This window comes from Archangium sp. (genome assembly GCF_045802675.1).
In the GTDB taxonomy this organism is placed as follows: Bacteria; Myxococcota; Myxococcia; order Myxococcales; family Myxococcaceae; genus Archangium.
The window spans coordinates 64,970-83,077 of the sequence record NZ_JBJMQO010000077.1 but is presented as its reverse complement, the minus strand read 5'-3'; the positions used below and the strand labels follow the sequence as shown (position 1 = coordinate 83,077).

Below are 18,108 nucleotides of genomic sequence, written 5' to 3'. Positions count from 1 at the left end.
GAACAGGCGCGGGCCGTTCCCACCGCCGGGGCGACCGCTCGGGAGGGAGGATCGACCGCTCCTGCACGCGCCCGTGGACGTAGCCCGGTGGGACCTCTATCTTGCGCAGCCTCATGGAACGCCCTGTCTCACCCCCCTCTGTGACTGCCCTCGAGCGCCTCGTCGTGGAACGGCCCGTGCCGCGCCACGTGGGAATCATCATGGACGGCAATGGCCGCTGGGCGGAGATGCGTGGCGTGCCGCGGGTGGAGGGCCACCGAGAGGGCTCCAACAGCGTGCGCGAGGTGACGCGCTGTGCCCGGCGAGTGGGCGTCGAGGCGCTCACCCTCTACGCCTTCTCCTCGCAGAACTGGGCCCGGCCCGCCGAGGAGGTGGCCGCCCTGATGGACCTGCTGCGCGAGTACCTCGAGAGCGAGCGGGCGGAGATCCTGGAGAACGGCATCCGCCTCAACGCCATTGGCGAGGTGGAGAAGCTGCCGCGCTTCGTGAAGGAGCCGTTGGACAGGCTGCGGGCGGACTCGGCGCACAACAAGGGGATGGTGCTGACGCTGGCGCTGTCCTACGGCGGGCGCGAGGAGCTGGTGCAGGCGGCGCGCCGGGTGGCCGAGGCCGCCAGCAAGGGCGAGCTGAGCCCGGCGAGCCTGGATACGAAGTCCTTCGAGTCGTTCCTCTGGACGCATGAGCTGCCGCCGGTGGACCTGATGGTCCGCACCAGTGGCGAGCAGCGCATCTCCAATTTCCTCCTCTGGCAACTGGCGTACGCGGAGCTGAGCTTCAGCGACGTCCTGTGGCCGGACTTCCGGACCGAAGCCTTCCTGCGCTGCGTGGCGCAGTACCAGCAACGCGAGCGGCGCTTCGGTCTCACCTCCGCGCAAGTCAAGCGGGAGGACTCCCAGCGGGCCAAGGCGTGAACGAGAAGAACAAGAACCTCGTCATCCGGATTGTCTCGGCGCTGATTCTGCTGCCGGTCGTCCTCGTGCTGCTCTTCCTGGGCGGCGCGTGGAGCGCGGGCCTGCTCGCGGTGGCGGCGGCCATCTGCGCCAGCGAGTACTACACCATCACCCAGAAGACGCTCTCGCCGGCGGCCTGGGTGGGCATGGTGTGTGCGGGCGTGCTGCCGTTCCTGCCCCTGAAGAACCCCGAGCGCACCGGAGAGGGGGCCTTCTGGGTGACGGCCTTCTTCCTCTTCTTCGCCTTCACCTACCACCTCATCCGGGGGCCGCTGCAGGAGGCACCCACGCGCGTGGCGCACCTGGTGACGGGCTTCCTGTATGGCTCGGTGGGGCTCACGGCCGTGTCCGCCCTGCGCCTGCTGCCCGAGGGCATGGCGTGGGTCATCGCCGCGCTCGTCATCACCTGGGCCAACGATACCGCCGCCTACTTCGCCGGCCGCTTCCTGGGCCGGCACAAGCTGTACCCCGCGGTGAGCCCCAACAAGACCTGGGAGGGCTTCGCGGGCGGCCTGGTGGGCTCGGTGGGCGGCATGTTCATCACCCGGGGCTTCTTCTTCCCCGTGCTCACCGTGGCGGACTGTCTGCTGCTGGGTATTGCCGGCGGGATTCTCGGCCCCATCGGGGACCTGTGCGAGTCCATGCTCAAGCGGGCCTATGGGGTGAAGGACTCGGGCCGCATCATCCCCGGGCACGGCGGGATTCTCGACCGCATCGACGCGCTGCTCTTCAACGCGCCCCTGGTGTTCGTCTACGTGACGTTCGTGCGCGGCCTGCTCCCGTAGCGCCCGCCGATTGTCCGGTTGCCTGGGGCGCGAGCCCCGAAGCGCATTGTCCGGTGGGGGCCCCACGGTTACTGTTGGGCCCATGTTTCAAGGACCCGGTCTGTTCATCCTGCTGCTCGGCGTGCTCATCACCGTCCATGAGCTGGGCCACTTCCTCGTGGCCAAGGCCTGCGGGGTGAAGGTCGTCCGTTTCTCCATCGGCTTCGGGCCGAAGCTGTTCGGCTTCACCAAGGGAGACACGGAGTACCAGGTGGCCGCGCTGCCCCTGGGCGGCTACGTGAAGATGGCCGGGGACTCGCCCTACGAGGAGCTGACGCCCGAGGAGGCCGAGCGCGGTTTCCTCAACGCCGCGCCCTGGAAGCGCGCCCTCATCGTGGCGGCCGGGCCCTTCTTCAGCCTGGCCTTCCCCGTGCTCGTCTACTTCTTCGTCTTCGTCGGGCCGCACGAGGCCACCTCCACCCGCGTGGGCTACGTGGACCCCGCCATGCCCGCGGCCGCCGCCGGCATCCGCCCCGGAGACCGCATCGTCGCCGTGGACGGCGAGAAGGTGCGCACCTTCCCCGAGCTGCCCGAGGCCTTCGTCGGCCGCTTCGATCGTCCCGTTCCCCTCACCATCGAGCGCGACGGCAAGCAGCAGATCATCAACGTCACGCCGCGGAAGATCATCGACAGCTCGCCCATCAACTCGGTGGAGCGGGGGCAGATCGGCATCCAGCCGGACCGCAAGCCCGCCGTGGTGGGCGTGCCCCCGGGCTCTCCCGCCGCCCAGGCCGGGCTCCAGTCCTTCGACCGGATTCTCGCCCTCAACGGCACGAGCATCCCGGACGAGGGCGCCCTGCTCGAGCAGCTCGAGAAGCTGCCGGAGGGCACGGCGCTGGAGCTCACCGTGCAGCGCTCGCAGCGGGTGGAGGCCGGCACGGTGGTGGGGCAGGTGCCTTCCGTCACCCAGGTGAAGCTGTCGAGGCTCCAGGGCGAGGGCTTCGCGGCGCTCGGCGCGGAGCCGGCGGACCTGTACGTGGCCACCCTCTTCCCCGGCAGCGCGGCGGAGAAGGCCGGCATCCGCATGGGAGACCGGCTCGTCTCCTTCAATGGCGAGCCCCTGCGCTCCTTCAACGTGCTGGCGGGCGAGCTGAGCAAGCTCAAGGAGCAGTCCTTCAAGCTCACCTGGCGCTCGGCGGCGGATGGGCAGGAGCACACCGGCGCGCTCGCCCAGCACACCTGGACGACCAAGGACCGGCTCGGCCAGGAGTCGTCGCGGCTGGAGCTGGGCGTGCGGCCCTGGCGGCCCTCGCTGGCCGAGGTGTCCCCCGCGGACACGGTGACGGTGCACGTGAGCATCCCCGAGGCGCTGAGCCAGTCCGTCGCCATCGTGCCGAGAATCGTCTGGCAGATGGTGAAGGTCATCGGCCGCATCGCCACCGGGCAGATGTCCACGAAGACGCTGGGCGGACCGGTGATGATGTACCAGCTGGCCTCCGAGAGCGCCGAGCAGGGGATGGACACCTTCCTCAACCTGATGGCCATCATCTCCATCAACCTGGGGGTGATGAACCTGCTGCCCATCCCCATCCTGGATGGCTTCGGACTGCTGTCGGCCATCTGGGAGGGCATCCGCCGCCGCCCCATCTCCATGCGGGTGCGTGAGATGGCGAACGTCGTCGGCATCGTGCTGCTGGTGGCGCTGATGGTGATGGCCTTCTACAACGACGTGACGCGCTAGAGAGGTGCGATGCGGCGGCTGCTCGTGGGCGTGATGGTGGGGTTGGGCGCACTGGCGGGCTGCGCGCCGCGGGCCACGCGGCCCACGCCGCCCACGCCCCGGGAGGAGCCGGAGGTGGTGCGGTCCGAGAAGCCGCCCCCGCCGAAGGCGTACCTGGAAGAGGGGCTCGCCTCGTACTACGGCCCGGGCCTGGCCGGACGGCCCACCGCCAGCGGCGAGAAGTTCAACCCCAAGGCCTTCACCGCCGCCCACCGCAAGCTGCCCTTCGGCGCGTGCCTGCGGGTGGTGAACATGGAGAACGGGCGCTCGGTGGAGGTACGCGTCAATGACCGGGGGCCCTTCGTCCAGGGCCGCGTGGTGGACGTGTCGACCGCCGCGGCGAAGCAGCTGGGCATGATGGACAAGGGGCTCGCCCGGGTGCGCCTCTACCGCTGCGCGGACCCGACCTCCTAGGGTAGAAGCCCTCTATGTTCCTCGCGCTCGACACCTCCACCCTCACGCTGTCCCTGGCCCTCGTGGAGCGGGATGGGGAGGGCGTGCGCGTCCTCGAGCACGTGGTGGTGGGGCCCCCGAAGAAGCAGAGCGAGGTGCTGCCCGGCATCGTCGGCGAGCTGCTCGCGCGGCACGGGGTGGCCCTCGAGCAGTTGGAGGGGCTCGCCATCGGCCTGGGCCCGGGCTCCTTCACCGGCCTGCGCATCGGCCTGTCCTGCGTGAAGGGGCTGGCGTACGCGGCGGGCCTCAAGGTGGCCGGGGCCTCGTCGCTCGCGGCCGTGGCGCTCGAGGGCCCCGAGGGTCCTCCCCTCTTCGCCCTCGCGGTGGCGCGCAAGGATGACCTCTACCTCGGGCCCTACCGGCGCGTGGGGCAGCGCGTGGAGGCGCTCGGACCCGAGGAGGCGATGAGCCCGGAGGAGGTGGCCGCGCGTCTTGCCGCCGAGCCCGAGGCGCTCGTCCTGGGCCCCGCCCTGCCGGATTACCGGGCGGCCCTGGAGTCCCACGGCGTGGCGGCCTCGCGGTTGTTGAGCGCGCCCACGTTCCCCTCGGCGGTGGCGCTGGCGCAGCTGGTGCGCTTCCCCGAGACGCAGCCGGTGGAGGCGATGTTCGCCCTCGAGCCGCACTACGTCCGCGCCTCCGAGCCCGAGCGCAACCCCAAGTTCCCCCCGCTGCCCGGGCCCGCGCCCACCGCGCGTCTCAAGGACGACTGAGGCCGAGCCGCTCGAGGTCCGCCGGGGTGTCGACGTCGACGAGCCCCGCGGGGAAGGGCACGAGCGCCAATCGCTCGCGGTGACGCATCAACACGGGTTTGGCGCCCTGCTGGGCGTTGAGCGCGAGCAGCTCGGGGAGCAGCTCCGCCGCGAACGCCGCGGGCACTCCGAAACCGCTCTCCCCGCCGTACTCGCTGGCGGCCGCCGGGTGTCCCCGCGCGACGTGCTCCACGAGCGCGCGAAGGTGCTCCGCTGTGACGAAGGGCTGATCGCACAGCATGAGCACGGCCGGCTCGTCCCGGGGGCGGGAAGGGTCGGCGAGCAGGGCCTCGAGCCCGGTGCGCAGGGAAGTCCCCGGCCCCTCGGCCCACCCGGCATTGAACGCGAGCCGGACGCTTGCGCCCCCCAGTGCCTCCTCCACGGTTTCGCGGGAGCCTCCCGTGACGATGAGGACGCTCCGGGCGCCGCTCTCGTGCGCCAGGCGCGCGGCCCGGCACACCAGCGGCTCCCCGTCGAGGCGCACGAGCTGCTTCGGCATTCCGAGGCGCGACGAGCCCCCGGCGGCGAGCACGACGACGGAGAACGGCGGGAGGCCCGGGGGCCTCATGCGCTCTTCCTGCTCTCCAGCTCTGACTCGGGCTCGGCCCCGTCCTCGGACACGTGGATGGGGCCCGCGTGCTGCCGCAGGTGGACGCCCTCGCTCCGGGACAGCACGGCCTGAAGCTCCGCCGCGATGGAGAGGGCGATCGCCGCCGGGCTGTCACCGCCGAGCTTGAGGCCCACCGGGCTGTAGAGGCGCTCGAGCTGCTCGGGGGTGGGCACGAACTCGTCGGCCAGCTCGCGCAGCAGCTGCTCTCCCCGGCGCCGGGGGCCGAGCAACCCGACATAGGCCACGTCGAGCTTCAGCAGCGTGGGCAGCAGACGCAGGTCGACGAAGTAGTTGTGGCTCATCACCACCACGGCCGAGTGGCTCCCGGTGGGGATGTGCGCGGCGGCGTTCTCGGGATGCGCGTGCACCACGCGCTCGGCGCCCGGGAAGCGCGCCGGGTCGCAGACGGCGGGCCGGTGGTCCAGCACCGTCACGCGCCAGTCGAGCTGGCGGGCCATGGCGACCAGGGGCACCGCGTCCGGACCCGCGCCAATCACCGTGAGGTGCACGGCGGGCGGCACGAGGTCCACGAAGCACTCGATCTCGCCCTCGGGCACGCGGAGCTTCCGGACCAGGGGCTTGTCCGTCGCGAGCGCCTCGTCGGCGAGTCCGCGTGCCGCCTCGCGCAGGGCCTCCGCGGAGGCCGAGCGGGTGCTGGAGCCCCCCTCCACCTCCAGGAGGCTGCCCAGCAAGCCTTCGAGCGCGGGAGGGGCGTCGAAGGCGACGACAAGGGCCCGGGGCGCGTGCGAGGCGTTCAGGCCGCACAGGAGCCGCCGGGTCCCGGCGTCGAGCCGCCAGGGCTCGAGCTTCTCCAGCAGGACGTCGAGCGCACCACGGCATCCGAGGCCGAAGCCGACGATGCCGTCATGCTCTCCCGTCATGTCGAAGCGGATGCGGCGCGACACTCCGGTGGCGAGCACCTCGCGCGCCGTCTTGGCGATCTGCGGCTCGAGACAACCACCGCTGATCAACCCGACGGGCACGCCCCCCTTCGTGACGAGGAGGCGTGCACCGGCGCGGCGGTAGGTGGAACCGCTCGTGCGGACCAGCGTCCCCAACACGAGCGGCTCGCGGGCCGCGACGGCCTCCTCCATGACGGCGAGGAGCTCGCTGACACTCAAGACTTCTTCCCCCCGGTCAGCTTGTGGTTGCTGATGGGCAGGGAGCGGATGCGCTTGCCGGTGGCGGCGAAGAGGGCATTCGTCACGGCCGGGGCGATGGGCGGCGTGCCGGGCTCTCCGACGCCGCCGGGCGCCTCGCCGCTCTCGACGATCTCCACGGCGATCTCCGGCATCTCGTGGGGTGCCAGCATCGTGTAGTCGTGGAAGTTGCTCTGCTCGACGCGGCCCTTGTTCAGGGTGATCTGCCCGCGCAGCGCGGCGGACAGGCCGTAGACGACGCCGCCCTCCATCTGGGCGGCGATCGTGTCCGGGTTGACGTAGCGGCCACAATCCACGGCGACCCACACCTTGTGGACGGTGGGCTGGCCTTCGGCGGAGACGGACACCTCGGCCACCTCGGCGACGATGCTCCCGAAGCTCTGGGCGATGGCGATGCCGCGGAAGTGGCCCTTCTCGGGCGGCGTCTCCCAGTTCGACATCCGGGCCACGGTGTCGAGCACCTTGACGAAGCGCGGCTGCGACTTCTCCAGCAGGGCGCGGCGGTACTTGTACGGATCCTGCTTCGCCGCGTGCGCCAGCTCGTCGATGAAGCTCTCCGTGTAGAAGGCGTTGTGGGAGGCACCCACCGAGCGCCAGAAGCCCACCGGCACGCCCGTGTCCACGACGCAGGCCTGGACGCGCAGGTTCGGGCACTCGTACTTCATGTCGGCCAGACCCTCGACGGTCGTCCCGTCGATGCCCGTCTTGGGAAGGCCGCCGAACATCGTCCAGCGCTTCATGATGGACGGGCCGGCGATGCTCCCCGTGATGGCCACGGGCAGGCCGTCCTCACCGAGCCCCGCCTTCAGCTTCACGAAGGTGGCCGGCCGGTAGAAGTCGTGCTGCACGTCCTCCTCGCGCGACCAGATGAGCTTGACGGGCTTGCCCACGGCCTTGGAGGCCTCGAGGGCCTCGAACACCATGTCGTTCTCCGCCCGCCGGCCGAAGCCGCCGCCGAGGTAGGTGGTGTGGACGACGATCTTCTCCTGGGGCACCTGCGTCGCCTGCGAGACGAGGAACCGGGTGAGCGAGTGCGACTGCGTGCCCACCCAGAGCTCGATGCCGTCCGGCTTCACGTGCGCCGTGCAGTTGAGGGGCTCCATCGGCGTGTGGGCCAGGAAGGGCGTCGAGTACTCGGCGTCGAGCTTCACCTTCGCCTTGGCCAGCGCCTTGTCGGGCTCGCCCCTGGCCTCCGCGACGGGGAGGTTCTTGCCGCTGGCCGCCGCGCGCAGCTTCTTGTCGATGTCCTTCGAGGACAGCCCTTCCGTGGCGCCCTGGGTCCACTTGGGCTGGAGGCCCGCGACCACCGTCTTCGCCGTGAACCAGCTGTCGGCGACGGCGATGATGCCGCCGGCCACCTTCACCAGCGACGTGCCCGCGGGCATGGCCTTGGCCAGCGCGTCGAAGTTCGCGCACTCCCCGCCGAAGACGGGCGAGTGGCGCACCGCCCCGTAGCGCATCTCCGGGACGACGACGTCGATGCCGAACAGCGGCTTGCCCGACACCTTGGCGGGCGTGTCGAGCCGCTTCATCGGCTTGCCGATGAGCTTGTACTCGGAGGGCGCCTTGAGCTTGAGCTCCTTCGGGAGGGCGGTGGCGGGCAGCGCGGCGGCGGTGGCGGTGAGCTCGCCGAAGCCCGCCTTGCGGCCGCTCGCCGCGTGGACGATGTGGCCCTGCTCGGCGTGGAGGCTCTCCGCGGGCACGCCCCACTGCTGGGCGGCGGCGGCCAGCAGCAGGTGGCGCGCGGTGGCGCCGATCCGCTGGAGCACGTCCCAGGTGGAGCGCACGCTCGAGCTGCCACCGGTGACCTCGAAGGGCCGGCCCGAGTAGTTGAACTCGGCGTCCGAGGGCGCCGGCTCCACGCGAATCCGGCTCCAGTCGGCCTCGAGCTCCTCGGCGATGAGCATGGGCATCGCCGTGAAGATGCCCTGGCCCATCTCGGCCTTGGCGACGTAGATGGTGATGAGGCCGTCGGGGGCGATGCGCAGCCACGTGTTGAGCCGCGTCTCCTTCGCCTCGGTGCCCTGCTTGCCCTCGGCGGTGCCGGTGGCGGCGAACGCCTCGGCGCGGCGGTTGGGGTTGGCGGGCAGGTGGAAGCCGAGCACCAGGCCCGCGAACGTGGCGGCGCCCGACTGGACGAACAAGCGGCGCGAGAGCCCCTGCGGAGCCTTCTTCTCCGAATCGGTCGTCATGGTCAGACCTTCTCCTCGGAGTTGAGCTGGATGGCGAGCTTCACGGCCTTGCGGATGCGGCCGTAGGTGCCGCAGCGGCACAGGTTCGTCATGGACGCGGTGATGTCCGCGTCCGTGGGCTGGGCCTTGGCCTTGAGCATGGCGGCGCAGGCCATGACCTGCCCGGACTGGCAGTAGCCGCACTGGGGCGCATCGGCTTCAATCCACGCGCGCTGCACGGGGTGGCTGTTGTCGGGGCTGAGGCCCTCGATGGTGGTGACCTCGCCGCTCACCGCCGCCACGGGCATCAGACAGCTGCGCACCGCGGCGCCGTTGATGTGCACCGTGCAGGCGCCACACAGGCCCTGCCCACAGCCGTACTTCGTGCCGAGCAGGCCCAGCTTCTCGCGGAGCACCCAGAGCAGGGGCGTCCCGGGCTCCGCCTCGACCGTTACTTCCTTGCCATTCACCTTCAACGTCAGCGCCATGACGACCTCCCTCCGGACGCGAGGAGGGCCTCGTCCGGAGTGTGGAATTCTCGACGTGCCAGTATAGGAAAACGAGGCGCGGGCCGCCGCTCATTCGAGAGCAGGGCCCTACGCCCGGTAGGTGCCGGCCACCGACTGCATGCGCTCGGCGGCCTCACGCAGCGTCTCGGTGGCGCGCGTGGTGGCCTGCACGCCGCGCATCGTCTCGTCCATGAGCGAGGACAGGTCCGTCACCGCGGTGAAGATTTGAGAGATGCCCGCGTTCTGCTGGTTCACCGCGACGGCGATCTGCCGGGCGGCTCCGGCGTTGTCGCGCACGATGGAGGTCAGCTCGCGCAGGCTCTCGCCGCTGGCGCGCATCTGGGTGAGCCCGTCCTGCATCTGCTGCTGGCCCTTCTGCGTCATCACCACCGTGGCGTGGATGGACTGGCCGATGTCGTCCAGCAGCTCGCGCACGCGGTCCGTGGATTCAATCGACTGGTCGGCCAGGGCGCGGATTTCACGCGCCACCACGCCGAAGCCCTTGCCGTGCTCGCCCGAGCGCACCGCCTCGATGGCGGCGTTGAGCGCGAGCATGTTGGACTGGTCCGCCAGGTCCTTCACCGTCTGGGCGATGCTGCCGATCTGCTCGGTGCGCTCCCCCAGCGAGACGATGGTGTGGGCCAGGCGGCCCACCTTCTCGTGCAGCTCCTGCAGGCCGGTGAGGCTGGCGTTGAGGGTGGACTCGCCGGCGCTGCTCACCTGCTCGGCCCGGGAGGCCACCTCCAGCACGGCCTGCGAGCGGTCCGCCGCCATCTGCGACGTCTGGCGGATCTCCTGGGCGGTGACCTGCGTCTCCTGGAGGGCGGCGGCCTGGCGCGACAGGTTGCCTCCCTGCTGTTGGGCCGCCGCGCTCAGCTCGGTCAGGGCCGTGGTGAGCACCTGCGAGCCCTGCTGCAGGCCCAGGGTCGTCTCGCGCAGGTGGTCCATCATCCGCGTGAAGGCCCGGGCCAGCTCGCCCACCTCGTCCCGGCTGCGCACCTCCACGCGGTGCGAGAGGTCTCCCTCCTGGATGACGTGCGTCACCGCCTCGCTCAGCGCGGTGAGGGGCCGGGCGATGCCGCGCGCCAGCCACCACGCGCCCGCCATGGACAGCACCAGGAAGACGCCCAGCAGCAGCAGCGCCATGAGGGCCGCCTGCCTCAGGGGGGCATAGGCCTCGCGCGCGTCCACCCGGGCCACGAAGTGCCAGCCGTCGCCCACGTCCCGCTCGTCCGCGCCGTTGACGGCCTCCTCGGACACGGGCCGCTCCATGGGCGGGGCGTCGGCGGGGCGCGAGTCGAAGAGGAGCGAGCCGTCCGCCTTGCGCACCTCCAGGGCGAAGCTGCTCTGGCCGCGCGTCTGGGCGCGCTGGAGCGCCGAGCGCACCACCTCGCCCACCTGCTTCCAGTTGTAGGCGGCCAGCAGCACGCCGAGGCGGGCATTGCTCGTGGGGCTGCGCACCGGCGCGGCCAGGGGGAGCATCCGCTGGCCGAAGACGGGGTCCGCCTCGTCCGTGAGCGAGTCGGCGGTGAAGCGGCCCTCGAGCGCCGCCTTGTACCAGGCCGTCTCACGCACCTCGCGCTCGCGGCCCTGGAAGCCCTTGAGCAGCTCGGGGGCGCTGGCGGAGACGGCACGTCCCTGCGCGTCGAAGAGGATGAAGCCGCTGACGGCGGGGTGGTGCTTGACCAGGGCCGCGAGCACCGCGTCGCTCTTGTCGAAGGTGTCGAAGAGCAGCGCGCCGCGCAGGATGGAGTCCTCGGCCCAGCTGCGCACGCTCGCCTCGCGCTCCACGAGCGTGCGCTCCACCACGTCCTTGAGGCCCTCGGCCTCCACCTGGAGCGTGGCGTGAATCTGGTTGGACAGCGTGTGCCGGGTGAAGGACAGGCCCAGGACGGTGACGGAGAGGATGGACACGGCCGACAGCGCGGCCACGGCGAGGGTGATGCGGCCTCGCAGCTTGAGGTCACCCAGGAAGGGGAGGGTCATGGTTTCAGAGCTCGAGCAGGGAGACGGAGACGGTGAGGGCGCCAATGACGCGGGCACCGTCCTTCACCGGAAGGGAGACCTGGAGGACGTAGGACTGGGTGGCGTCGTCGAAGACGGGCTTCTCGCGCAGCTCCGCGCCCTTGCCGCCGTTGAAGGCCCGGCGCCATTGGGGCTCGTCGCCCTGCCAGTAGTCGGAGGTGAGCCGCGTGGCGCCCACCAGCGCGCCCTGGTTGTCCATGACGAAGGCCTCGGTGAGGGACGCGCCCAGTTGCCCTCCGAGGCGGCCAAGCACGCGCGCGCACGGGCTGCCCAGCACCTTGCGCTTGAAGGGGGTGATGCCGGGGCTGGCGCTCCACTCCGCGTCCAGCTTCTGGATGGACTCCAGGGGCACGCGCTGGGCGTTCTGCTTCTTCACCTCGCGCACCACGGCCTTGTCCGCGGCGAGCCGCCGCAGCTCGGGCATCAGCCGGTCCACCTTGGCCAGCTGGGCCGCGCCGTCCGGCGGCACGTGCGTGAGCATCAGCAATGAGACCAACGTCCACGTCGACATGCATCACCGTCCGGCCGTGCGGAGAGGCGGGCAGGGGAGCCGCCGGGGCCCGCCCGTGGCCGGTTCGTCCCAGTCTACCGGATTCAGGGCGGCGGGCCCCTTCCTTGAGCGCCGCCCCTGCTCGCCCTCCGTGCGAAGCGAGGAGCGGCGGGCGGGGCACATGGCCAGGCGCGATTCCGGCTCGGGGCTCGCTTCACTGGTAGACGTCTACCAGTGGTGTCGTGTTTTGTCCTACATCAATCGTAGTCGACTACGAGTGGGGCTCCCTGGCACCTGGCGGGTCCAGGTGCCCTCGATGCATCGAGGGACGGGAATGGGGCCGTGGACGGCCTCAGTCCAGCGCGGTGTCTTCCCGGCCGCCCTTCATCTGGGCGACCACGGAGGCGTAGTCCAGGCCCAATCGCAGGCAGAGCTTCTGGAGCGCCGCCACGCTGGGAATCATCCCGCCGCGTTCGACGCGGCCGTACACCTCGGCGGGAATGTCGATGGCATCGGCCACCTGCTGCTGGGTGAGGGACAGGCCCTGGCGTATGTCCCGTAGCAGCATGCCGAGTTCCTTGCTCTTGCGAGGGGGAATGGAGAGGGACGTCATGAAGGCTCCTGGAACGAGGGGGATGTGACAAGTCTATAAGCAGGACAGGACTCTTTACATCTCGTGGAGATGCTTCCCGTCCTCTGAGTCAGGACACCCTCCCCACGTGAGGTGCCGCATATGTGTCCCTCCAGGTAGGCTCCAGAGCACCGCGCGCTCCCGAGGCCCGCCATACCCGCCGCTTCTCCCGTCCCCCTCCCACATGAGCAGAGGCGCCTGGCCGCCGTGCTGGCCGCCCTGGTGCTGCTGGCCGGTTGCGCCACCAGCGCTCCTCCTGGGGGGCTCTTCCCGGGCCTGGGCCACGTGGGCCCACGCCTCGCCCGTGCACGGCCACGGCCGCTCCCGGCGGATGCCCCTCGCGTCTGGTGGGCCGGGGACGTGAGCGCCGCCGACGAGGACGATGACCCGGAGGACGACGCCGACGACGACGAGGCCAGCGCCGGGGCAGGGGCGGCCGTCTCTCGGAGAGAGCCCGGCTCCGGGACGCGCCGCCCGGTGACGCAAGGCGGGGAGGAGCCGCTGGCGGAGGGCGGGGGGGGCCCGGTGGGCTGGCCGGACGGGGTGGGGGACGGGCGCCCCTACACGGTGCCCATGAGCCTGGACTACTTCCAGGGCCTGCTGCAATTCGTGGGCGTCCCCGCCGACGCGCTGCCGGTGGACGGCAGTACCTTGTCTCCCGAGCAGGCGCTGAAGCTGCTGCCGCACGTGCTGAATGCGGAGGGGACGTTGGGGGACTTCGCCCGGCGGCGCATGGCGGTGCACCTGCTGCTGGAGGTGGCCACGGGCGCGGGGCCCGTCACGCGCGGGGCATTGCACGCGCGAATGGACCGCTTCCACCGGCTGCTGGTGCTGCGGCCGGACGGCTACCTGGTGCGGCCCACCACGGGCGAGGCGATGCAGAAGGCGGGCGAGGTGCGGCTGGGCGGGGACGGCCTGCCGCGCGCGGGCCGCTACGAGGTGGGCCCCTTCTACGCCATTGAGGACGGGCAGCTGTGGCCGGTGGACTCGGAGCTGGAGGTGCCCCCGGGCGCGGTGCCGCTGGGCCTCTACGTGCCGGACAATGGCGTGCTGCTGCCGGCACTGGAGGGGGCGGGGCAGGCGCTGGGGGACGTGGTGGGGGGCCTGCTCCAGGCCGTGGTGCACCCGGTGGACTCGCTGGAGAACCTGGCACGCCTGCCCGGCGCGGTGCGCGAGCTGCTCCAGCACGCCCCCGAGTACCGGGAGGCCTTCCTGCGCGCGCCCCGGGGCGAACGGGTGCGACTCGTCGCGCGCCTCACCACGCACGTGCTGCTGACGGTGGGGACGGCGGGCGAGGGCGCGGCGGCGGCGGCCTCGTGGGGCAGTGGGCTGAGCCGGCTGTCGGTGCCCGTGCTGTCGCTGACGCGGGAGGGCGCGCTGGCGTTGCGGCTGGTGGCCATTCCCGGGAGGACCGTCGCCGTGGCGGGGCAGGCGCTCAGTGCCACGTACGTGCTGCACATGGCGGCGGTGGGCGTGGCGGCGGCGGGCCCGGGCCCCTCGTGGACGCCACCGGTGGGCGGGCCCGGCCAGTGGGTGCCCAAGAACGAGGCCATGTCCGAGCGCTCGCGCAGGTTCCAACACAAGGTGACGAAGGCGCCCGCCGGCTGGGTGTACCGCGTCTTGCGCAATGGCGAGAAGGCCGACTTCGACGGTAGAGACCCCGTGACGGGCGTCCTGCTGGAGACCAAGGGTCAGGGCTATGACAGGCACTTTGGTGCGGACCTCAAGCCCAAACCGTATTTCAAGGGGGATAAACGACTGGTCAGGCAGGCCCTGCGGCAACTCGACGTGGCCAACGGCATCCCCGTCCGCTGGCACGTGGCCGAGCCCCGGATGGTCGACATCCTCAAAGAACTCTTTAGAAACGCGAAGATTGATGGAATTGACGTGGTCTACACGCCGCCGTAGTGCTGTGAGTTCATCATGAAAGAAACCTTCTACGCAGGTGTCTATTGGCCGGGACGCAGTGAGTCGGCCGAGGAGTGCGCACGGCGCGCGGAGCACTTCATCCGCCTGCTCTCCCAATGCGACCCCATCTACGCCCGCTGGTTCGAGCAGGCCAACTCGCTCAAGAAGGCGCTGCAACTGCAATTCGAGCCCTCGTATGAAACGTTCCTGCGCTTCTTCAAGAGCAGGAAGTACAACGAGGGGAAACTGGGGTTCTACTTCAGTGCCTGGACGGGGCACGCGGAGTATGGGCACGGGAGCGTGGTGTCGCTCAGGTGCGGCTCCGCTTTCGGGCCCACACCCAATTCGTGCCTTGTCGACCTGCCCTACGCAGGGCCAGAAGAGCAACGCGTGCTGACGGCCTCCGTACTGGCCGAAGTGCTGCGCGCCATGGTGTTGGCCTGGGAGCCAGACGATGGCGGAGTCTTCTCGAACAGTTATCAACGCTTGCGCGATGAGCCCAAGAACAGGCCCTACACGGGCTGGCTCATGTACTTGTCACGCCGCCGGGGAGAGGTGCCGCCGCTGCCCGCTCCGGTGCGCGTCGAACCGGTGGAGGACCAGGGCTCGCTCATCGTCCTCACCCCCGAGCGCTTCACCGTCGACAACCCCGGGCACGTCGCCCTGGCCGACCAGGTGCGCGCGTTGCTCGACCAGGCGGGCCTTCTCAAGGGGTACAGTGATTATGGCCCCTTCCCTTCGTAGATGTCTGGCATTGGAATGACGCCCCGCCTCACGGGAACGTCACGCCGCGCACGGTGACGGTGCGCGCTCCGCCCGCCTCGCTCAGCTCGAGCACCCACGTGCCCCGGGCCTCTTCGTCCGTGGCCTCCGCCTCCACCCGCACGTGGCGCTGCTGTCCCGGCGCTACCGGCTCCCGCGGCCCCACGCGCAGCACGTCGAGCCTCGCGCCTCCCTTGCCCACCAGCTCCGCGCCCTCCAGCGTCCAGGGCTGGGGGCTCGTGTTCATCAGCACCACGTCCACCGCCACGCGCCCCTGGGCGCGATAGCTGGTGGTGTATTGCCCCTGGAGCGGCTCGCTGAGAGGCTGTTGGGTGGACGTGGTGCTGTCCCGCACCGCGACGCCGTGCTCTCGGTCCACCAGGCCGGACTCGAGCAGGCCGAGCAGCCCCCCGGGTCCTCGCTCCGCCTCGGCCCGTGCCCACCGCTCCTCGCACCGCTCGGCCCGCTCACGCTCCTGCCGCCATTGGCGCTGGTAGGACTCGGAGGAGCGGGGCTGGCGGTACACGTTCACCTGTGGCTCGGCCCGGGCGGGGTGCACCACCAGCCGGAAGGTGACGCTCGCCGGGACGGCGCCGTCCGCTAGGCGCACCGTCAAGCGCAACACCTTGCCCGGCGGCAGCGCGCCCGAGGGCAGGAGGGTGAGCATGCCGTGCGCCTCGTCCACCATCACCCCGTGGAAGAGCTCGCGCTCCTCCAGCAGCAGGCCCTCGCGCGACAGGGCCGCGTTGAACACGAAGGTGGTGGTGCGGTCCGGACTGATGCCCACCTCGTGCTCCGCCCCCGCGTCTTCCTCCGTCAGCTCGAGGTAGCGCGCGGCGCCGAGGTCCCAGGGCGCGGGCGCGGGCGGGGTGAGCAGGGGGTTGCCGGTGAGGAGCGCGAGCAGCAGGGGCGTGGCGGCGGGAGAGGGGATGGGCATGGGGGAGCAGAACCTCCGGAGTGGCCAAGCTAGCAGAGACTCCGGACGTTGGCTCGGGCTTGCCCCGCTGCGGCCCGCCTATTCGAAGCGCTCCACCGGTGCCACGTACTGGCTCCAGCCAATCCGCGCCGTGCCGTCACTGAAGAAGCCGCCCAAGGGGGGCTCGGGCACCACGCCCCTGAAGCGGCGCGTGGTACCGCCGAGCACTATGCACACGGGGTAGGTGTCTCCGCCGGGCGTGTGGACCTGGGTGAAGCGGCCGTGGACGCGGCCCTCGCCGAAGAAGAGCACCCCGGAGAGCTGGGTGTCCGGTGGCAGCTTCGTATCTGTCTGGTCGATGCGGAGCGAATCGACCGGCCCCTCGCGCACGGTGACGTAATTACTGGCGATGTCGCCTCGGTTGACCCTGGGCCAGACGGCGAGCCGGGCCTTTCCCGGGAAGAGGCCCAGGGCCTTCATGGTGTCCACGGCGCCGGGCGGGCACTCGGCGGGCCCGGGCAGGGACCGCACGGGGGCCGCGGTGGGGGTGGCCCCAGCGCAGCCCGTGGCCAGGGTGCAGCCGAGCGTGAGGGCCTTCAGCTTGTGGACGGGGCTCCCCGTCTTCTTCGGTGGCTGCGACGGAGGGGCGGCGGGGGAACTGGCGGGAGTCTTCACGCGGGTGTCCTCGGAGTGCGTCGCGGGGGCGACGGGCGCAGGGGTGGGCGCCCCGGAGGGCGCTGCGCCGCCATCACCTTCTGGCCGCTTCCCCGGGGGCGCCACTTCCTGGCCGCCCGGCTCCAGGCCCGTGGGGGACGACTCCAGCCGTGGGTCGGCCCGGGGTGTCCCCACCGGTAGGGTGGGTTGTCCGCCGCCGCGCGCAAGCAGGACCACGGCGAGCCCCACGCACAGGCCCAGCCCTCCCACCACCGCCAGCACTCCGAGGGCATGGAGCCCCCGCGAGCGGGCAGTGGGGACGGGCGCGGACGGCGGCACCCCGGCCACGGCGGGCGCCGCGGGCTCGGAGCCGGGAGGCCCCGGCTCGGGGGAGGCCTCGTCCGGAGGCAGGGGCCTGCCGCGCACCAGCCGCTGCTCGTAGGAGGCCAGCCGCTCGTGCAGTGCTTCCCACTCTCCGCCCGTCAGCGGCGGGTTGCCCTGCTGCCCCACGGTGGTGGCCAGGTGGGGCCCCCAGGGCTCGCCCAGTGGCACCTCCCACGCCGCGTCCGCCCCCTTCAACACCTCTTCCAGCGCCGTTTCCAACGCCCACGCGTCCGCGAAGCGCTCCCCGGGCTGCTTGCGCAACATGCGCAGGCACAGCTCGCCCAGGACCCTCGGCACCCGGGGGTTGGCCTCGTGGGGGGCCTCCGGCTCCTCGTGGAGAATGGCCTGGACCAGCACCTCCTCGCGGCCCCGGAAGGGCAGCCGGCCGGTGAGTGATTGGTAGAGCTCCACGCCCAGAGACCACACGTCGTCGCCTGGGCAGTCGCGCGACTGCTCCTCGCCGCGCCAGGCGCGCCACACCCGGGGACTGAGGTAGCACCAGGAGCCCGGGGGAAAGGGCCCCGTCACCGCGGGCGCGCCCGCGTACGTGGCCACCCCGAAGTCCACCAGTACCAGCCGCTCCTCCTCGTCCACCAGCAGGTTGGCGCCCTTCACGTCCCGGTGCACCACCCCGGCCTTGTGCACCGGCTGGAGCTGCCGCGCCGCCTGCAACACCAGCCGTGCCACCTGGAGCGCGGTGGGGTTGTGCAGCCGCGTCCACGTGTCCAGCGGCAGCCCGTGCACGTAGGGCGTCACGAGGAAGAGGAAGCGGGGCTGTTGCGCGGGCCACAGTCCGCAGCCCTCCAGCAGCGGGCCCCCGGCGGGCCAGAGCTTCACCAGCACGTCCAACTCCCGCCAGCCCCAGCGCGCCGAGCGCGGCAGGAAGATGAACTTCACCGCGAAGCCGCGGCCCTCGCGCGAAGCGCGGAACACCGTGCCCTGGCCGCCCCGGCCCACCCGCCGCTCCAGCCGGTAGCCCGCCACCTCCATTCCCACCCGGGGCAGGTGCTCCTCCGGCGAGCCGTGCCGTTCCCCCTCCCGCTCCTCCATGGGGCCCATCGCACCGGCCTCGCTCATGCGCACCACCTCCGAAGTGGGTCAGCGTAACATGACGCGCACGCGCTCCTGGCGGCGCATCGAGGTGCGGTGTCCGCCCGGCGGAGGCCCCGGTGTGGTGAACGCAGGAGCGGGT

Annotated in this window: 16 protein-coding genes; 7 read left to right on the top strand and 9 right to left on the bottom strand. The window is 71.4% G+C overall.

The annotated features are described in order from the left end of the window. Window positions 1-113 precede the first annotated feature (113 nt). From ACJ8AN_RS21600 to tsaB, 5 genes are all read left to right on the top strand, one after another. The gene (locus ACJ8AN_RS21600; RefSeq protein ID WP_407757307.1) at window positions 114-911 is read left to right on the top strand and encodes an isoprenyl transferase; all 798 of its coding nucleotides are present in this window, start codon (window positions 114-116) and stop codon (window positions 909-911) included. After that, a complete protein-coding gene (locus ACJ8AN_RS21595; protein ID WP_407757306.1) occupies window positions 908-1,735 on the top strand; it encodes a phosphatidate cytidylyltransferase in 828 nt (275 codons plus the stop codon). Before ACJ8AN_RS21600 ends, ACJ8AN_RS21595 begins: the two co-directional genes overlap by 4 nt. 82 nt (window positions 1,736-1,817) lie before the next feature. Beyond that, window positions 1,818-3,455, top strand: a complete 1,638-nt coding sequence (gene rseP / locus ACJ8AN_RS21590; RefSeq protein WP_407757305.1) for an RIP metalloprotease RseP — start codon at window positions 1,818-1,820, stop codon at window positions 3,453-3,455. A 9-nt stretch (window positions 3,456-3,464) separates the two neighbouring features. Next, entirely contained in the window at window positions 3,465-3,908 is a 444-nt protein-coding gene (locus tag ACJ8AN_RS21585) for a septal ring lytic transglycosylase RlpA family protein (protein ID WP_407757304.1), read from the top strand. A 14-nt stretch (window positions 3,909-3,922) separates the two neighbouring features. Next, complete coding sequence (tsaB, locus tag ACJ8AN_RS21580) at window positions 3,923-4,657, top strand: tRNA (adenosine(37)-N6)-threonylcarbamoyltransferase complex dimerization subunit type 1 TsaB (RefSeq protein ID WP_407757303.1); 735 nt, start codon at window positions 3,923-3,925, stop codon at window positions 4,655-4,657. Here the strand turns inward: tsaB and ACJ8AN_RS21575 are convergent. The 7 genes from ACJ8AN_RS21575 to ACJ8AN_RS21545 all read right to left on the bottom strand — a co-directional run bounded on the left by ACJ8AN_RS21575 (window position 4,644) and on the right by ACJ8AN_RS21545 (window position 12,274). After that, window positions 4,644-5,264, bottom strand: a complete 621-nt coding sequence (locus ACJ8AN_RS21575) for an NTP transferase domain-containing protein (protein ID WP_407757302.1) — start codon at window positions 5,262-5,264, stop codon at window positions 4,644-4,646. The two genes, tsaB and ACJ8AN_RS21575, sit on opposite strands and share 14 nt — an antisense overlap. After that, entirely contained in the window at window positions 5,261-6,427 is a 1,167-nt protein-coding gene (locus ACJ8AN_RS21570) for an XdhC family protein (protein ID WP_407757301.1), read from the bottom strand. The genes ACJ8AN_RS21575 and ACJ8AN_RS21570 overlap by 4 nt, the downstream gene beginning before the upstream one ends. Further along, a complete protein-coding gene (locus ACJ8AN_RS21565; protein WP_407757300.1) occupies window positions 6,424-8,658 on the bottom strand; it encodes a molybdopterin cofactor-binding domain-containing protein in 2,235 nt (744 codons plus the stop codon). The genes ACJ8AN_RS21570 and ACJ8AN_RS21565 overlap by 4 nt, the downstream gene beginning before the upstream one ends. Window positions 8,659-8,660: 2 nt before the next feature. Continuing rightward, a complete protein-coding gene (locus ACJ8AN_RS21560; RefSeq protein ID WP_407757299.1) occupies window positions 8,661-9,125 on the bottom strand; it encodes a (2Fe-2S)-binding protein in 465 nt (154 codons plus the stop codon). 108 nt (window positions 9,126-9,233) lie between these two features. After that, window positions 9,234-11,132 (bottom strand): methyl-accepting chemotaxis protein, encoded by a 1,899-nt coding sequence (locus tag ACJ8AN_RS21555; protein WP_407757298.1) that lies wholly within the window; start codon window positions 11,130-11,132, stop codon window positions 9,234-9,236. A 4-nt stretch (window positions 11,133-11,136) separates the two neighbouring features. Continuing rightward, complete coding sequence (locus tag ACJ8AN_RS21550) at window positions 11,137-11,682, bottom strand: hypothetical protein (RefSeq protein ID WP_407757297.1); 546 nt, start codon at window positions 11,680-11,682, stop codon at window positions 11,137-11,139. A gap of 331 nt (window positions 11,683-12,013) precedes the next feature. Beyond that, on the bottom strand, window positions 12,014-12,274 hold the full coding sequence (locus ACJ8AN_RS21545) for a helix-turn-helix domain-containing protein (RefSeq protein WP_407757296.1): 261 nt from the start codon (window positions 12,272-12,274) through the stop codon (window positions 12,014-12,016). Between the two features lie 225 nt (window positions 12,275-12,499). On the opposite strand from ACJ8AN_RS21545, the gene ACJ8AN_RS21540 reads away from it, so the two are divergent. Beyond that, window positions 12,500-14,200: a Tox-REase-5 domain-containing protein gene (locus tag ACJ8AN_RS21540; protein ID WP_407757295.1), complete on the top strand. Its 1,701-nt coding sequence runs from the start codon at window positions 12,500-12,502 to the stop codon at window positions 14,198-14,200. Window positions 14,201-14,215: 15 nt separating this feature from the next. Next, on the top strand, window positions 14,216-14,944 hold the full coding sequence (locus tag ACJ8AN_RS21535) for an immunity 52 family protein (protein ID WP_407757294.1): 729 nt from the start codon (window positions 14,216-14,218) through the stop codon (window positions 14,942-14,944). Between the two features lie 28 nt (window positions 14,945-14,972). On the opposite strand, the gene ACJ8AN_RS21530 is transcribed toward ACJ8AN_RS21535, so the two are convergent. Both ACJ8AN_RS21530 and ACJ8AN_RS21525 read right to left on the bottom strand, forming a co-directional pair. Further along, entirely contained in the window at window positions 14,973-15,899 is a 927-nt protein-coding gene (locus tag ACJ8AN_RS21530; RefSeq protein ID WP_407757293.1) for a DUF2381 family protein, read from the bottom strand. Between the two features lie 78 nt (window positions 15,900-15,977). Continuing rightward, entirely contained in the window at window positions 15,978-17,993 is a 2,016-nt protein-coding gene (locus ACJ8AN_RS21525; protein ID WP_407757292.1) for a serine/threonine protein kinase, read from the bottom strand. Window positions 17,994-18,108: the final 115 nt, after the last annotated feature.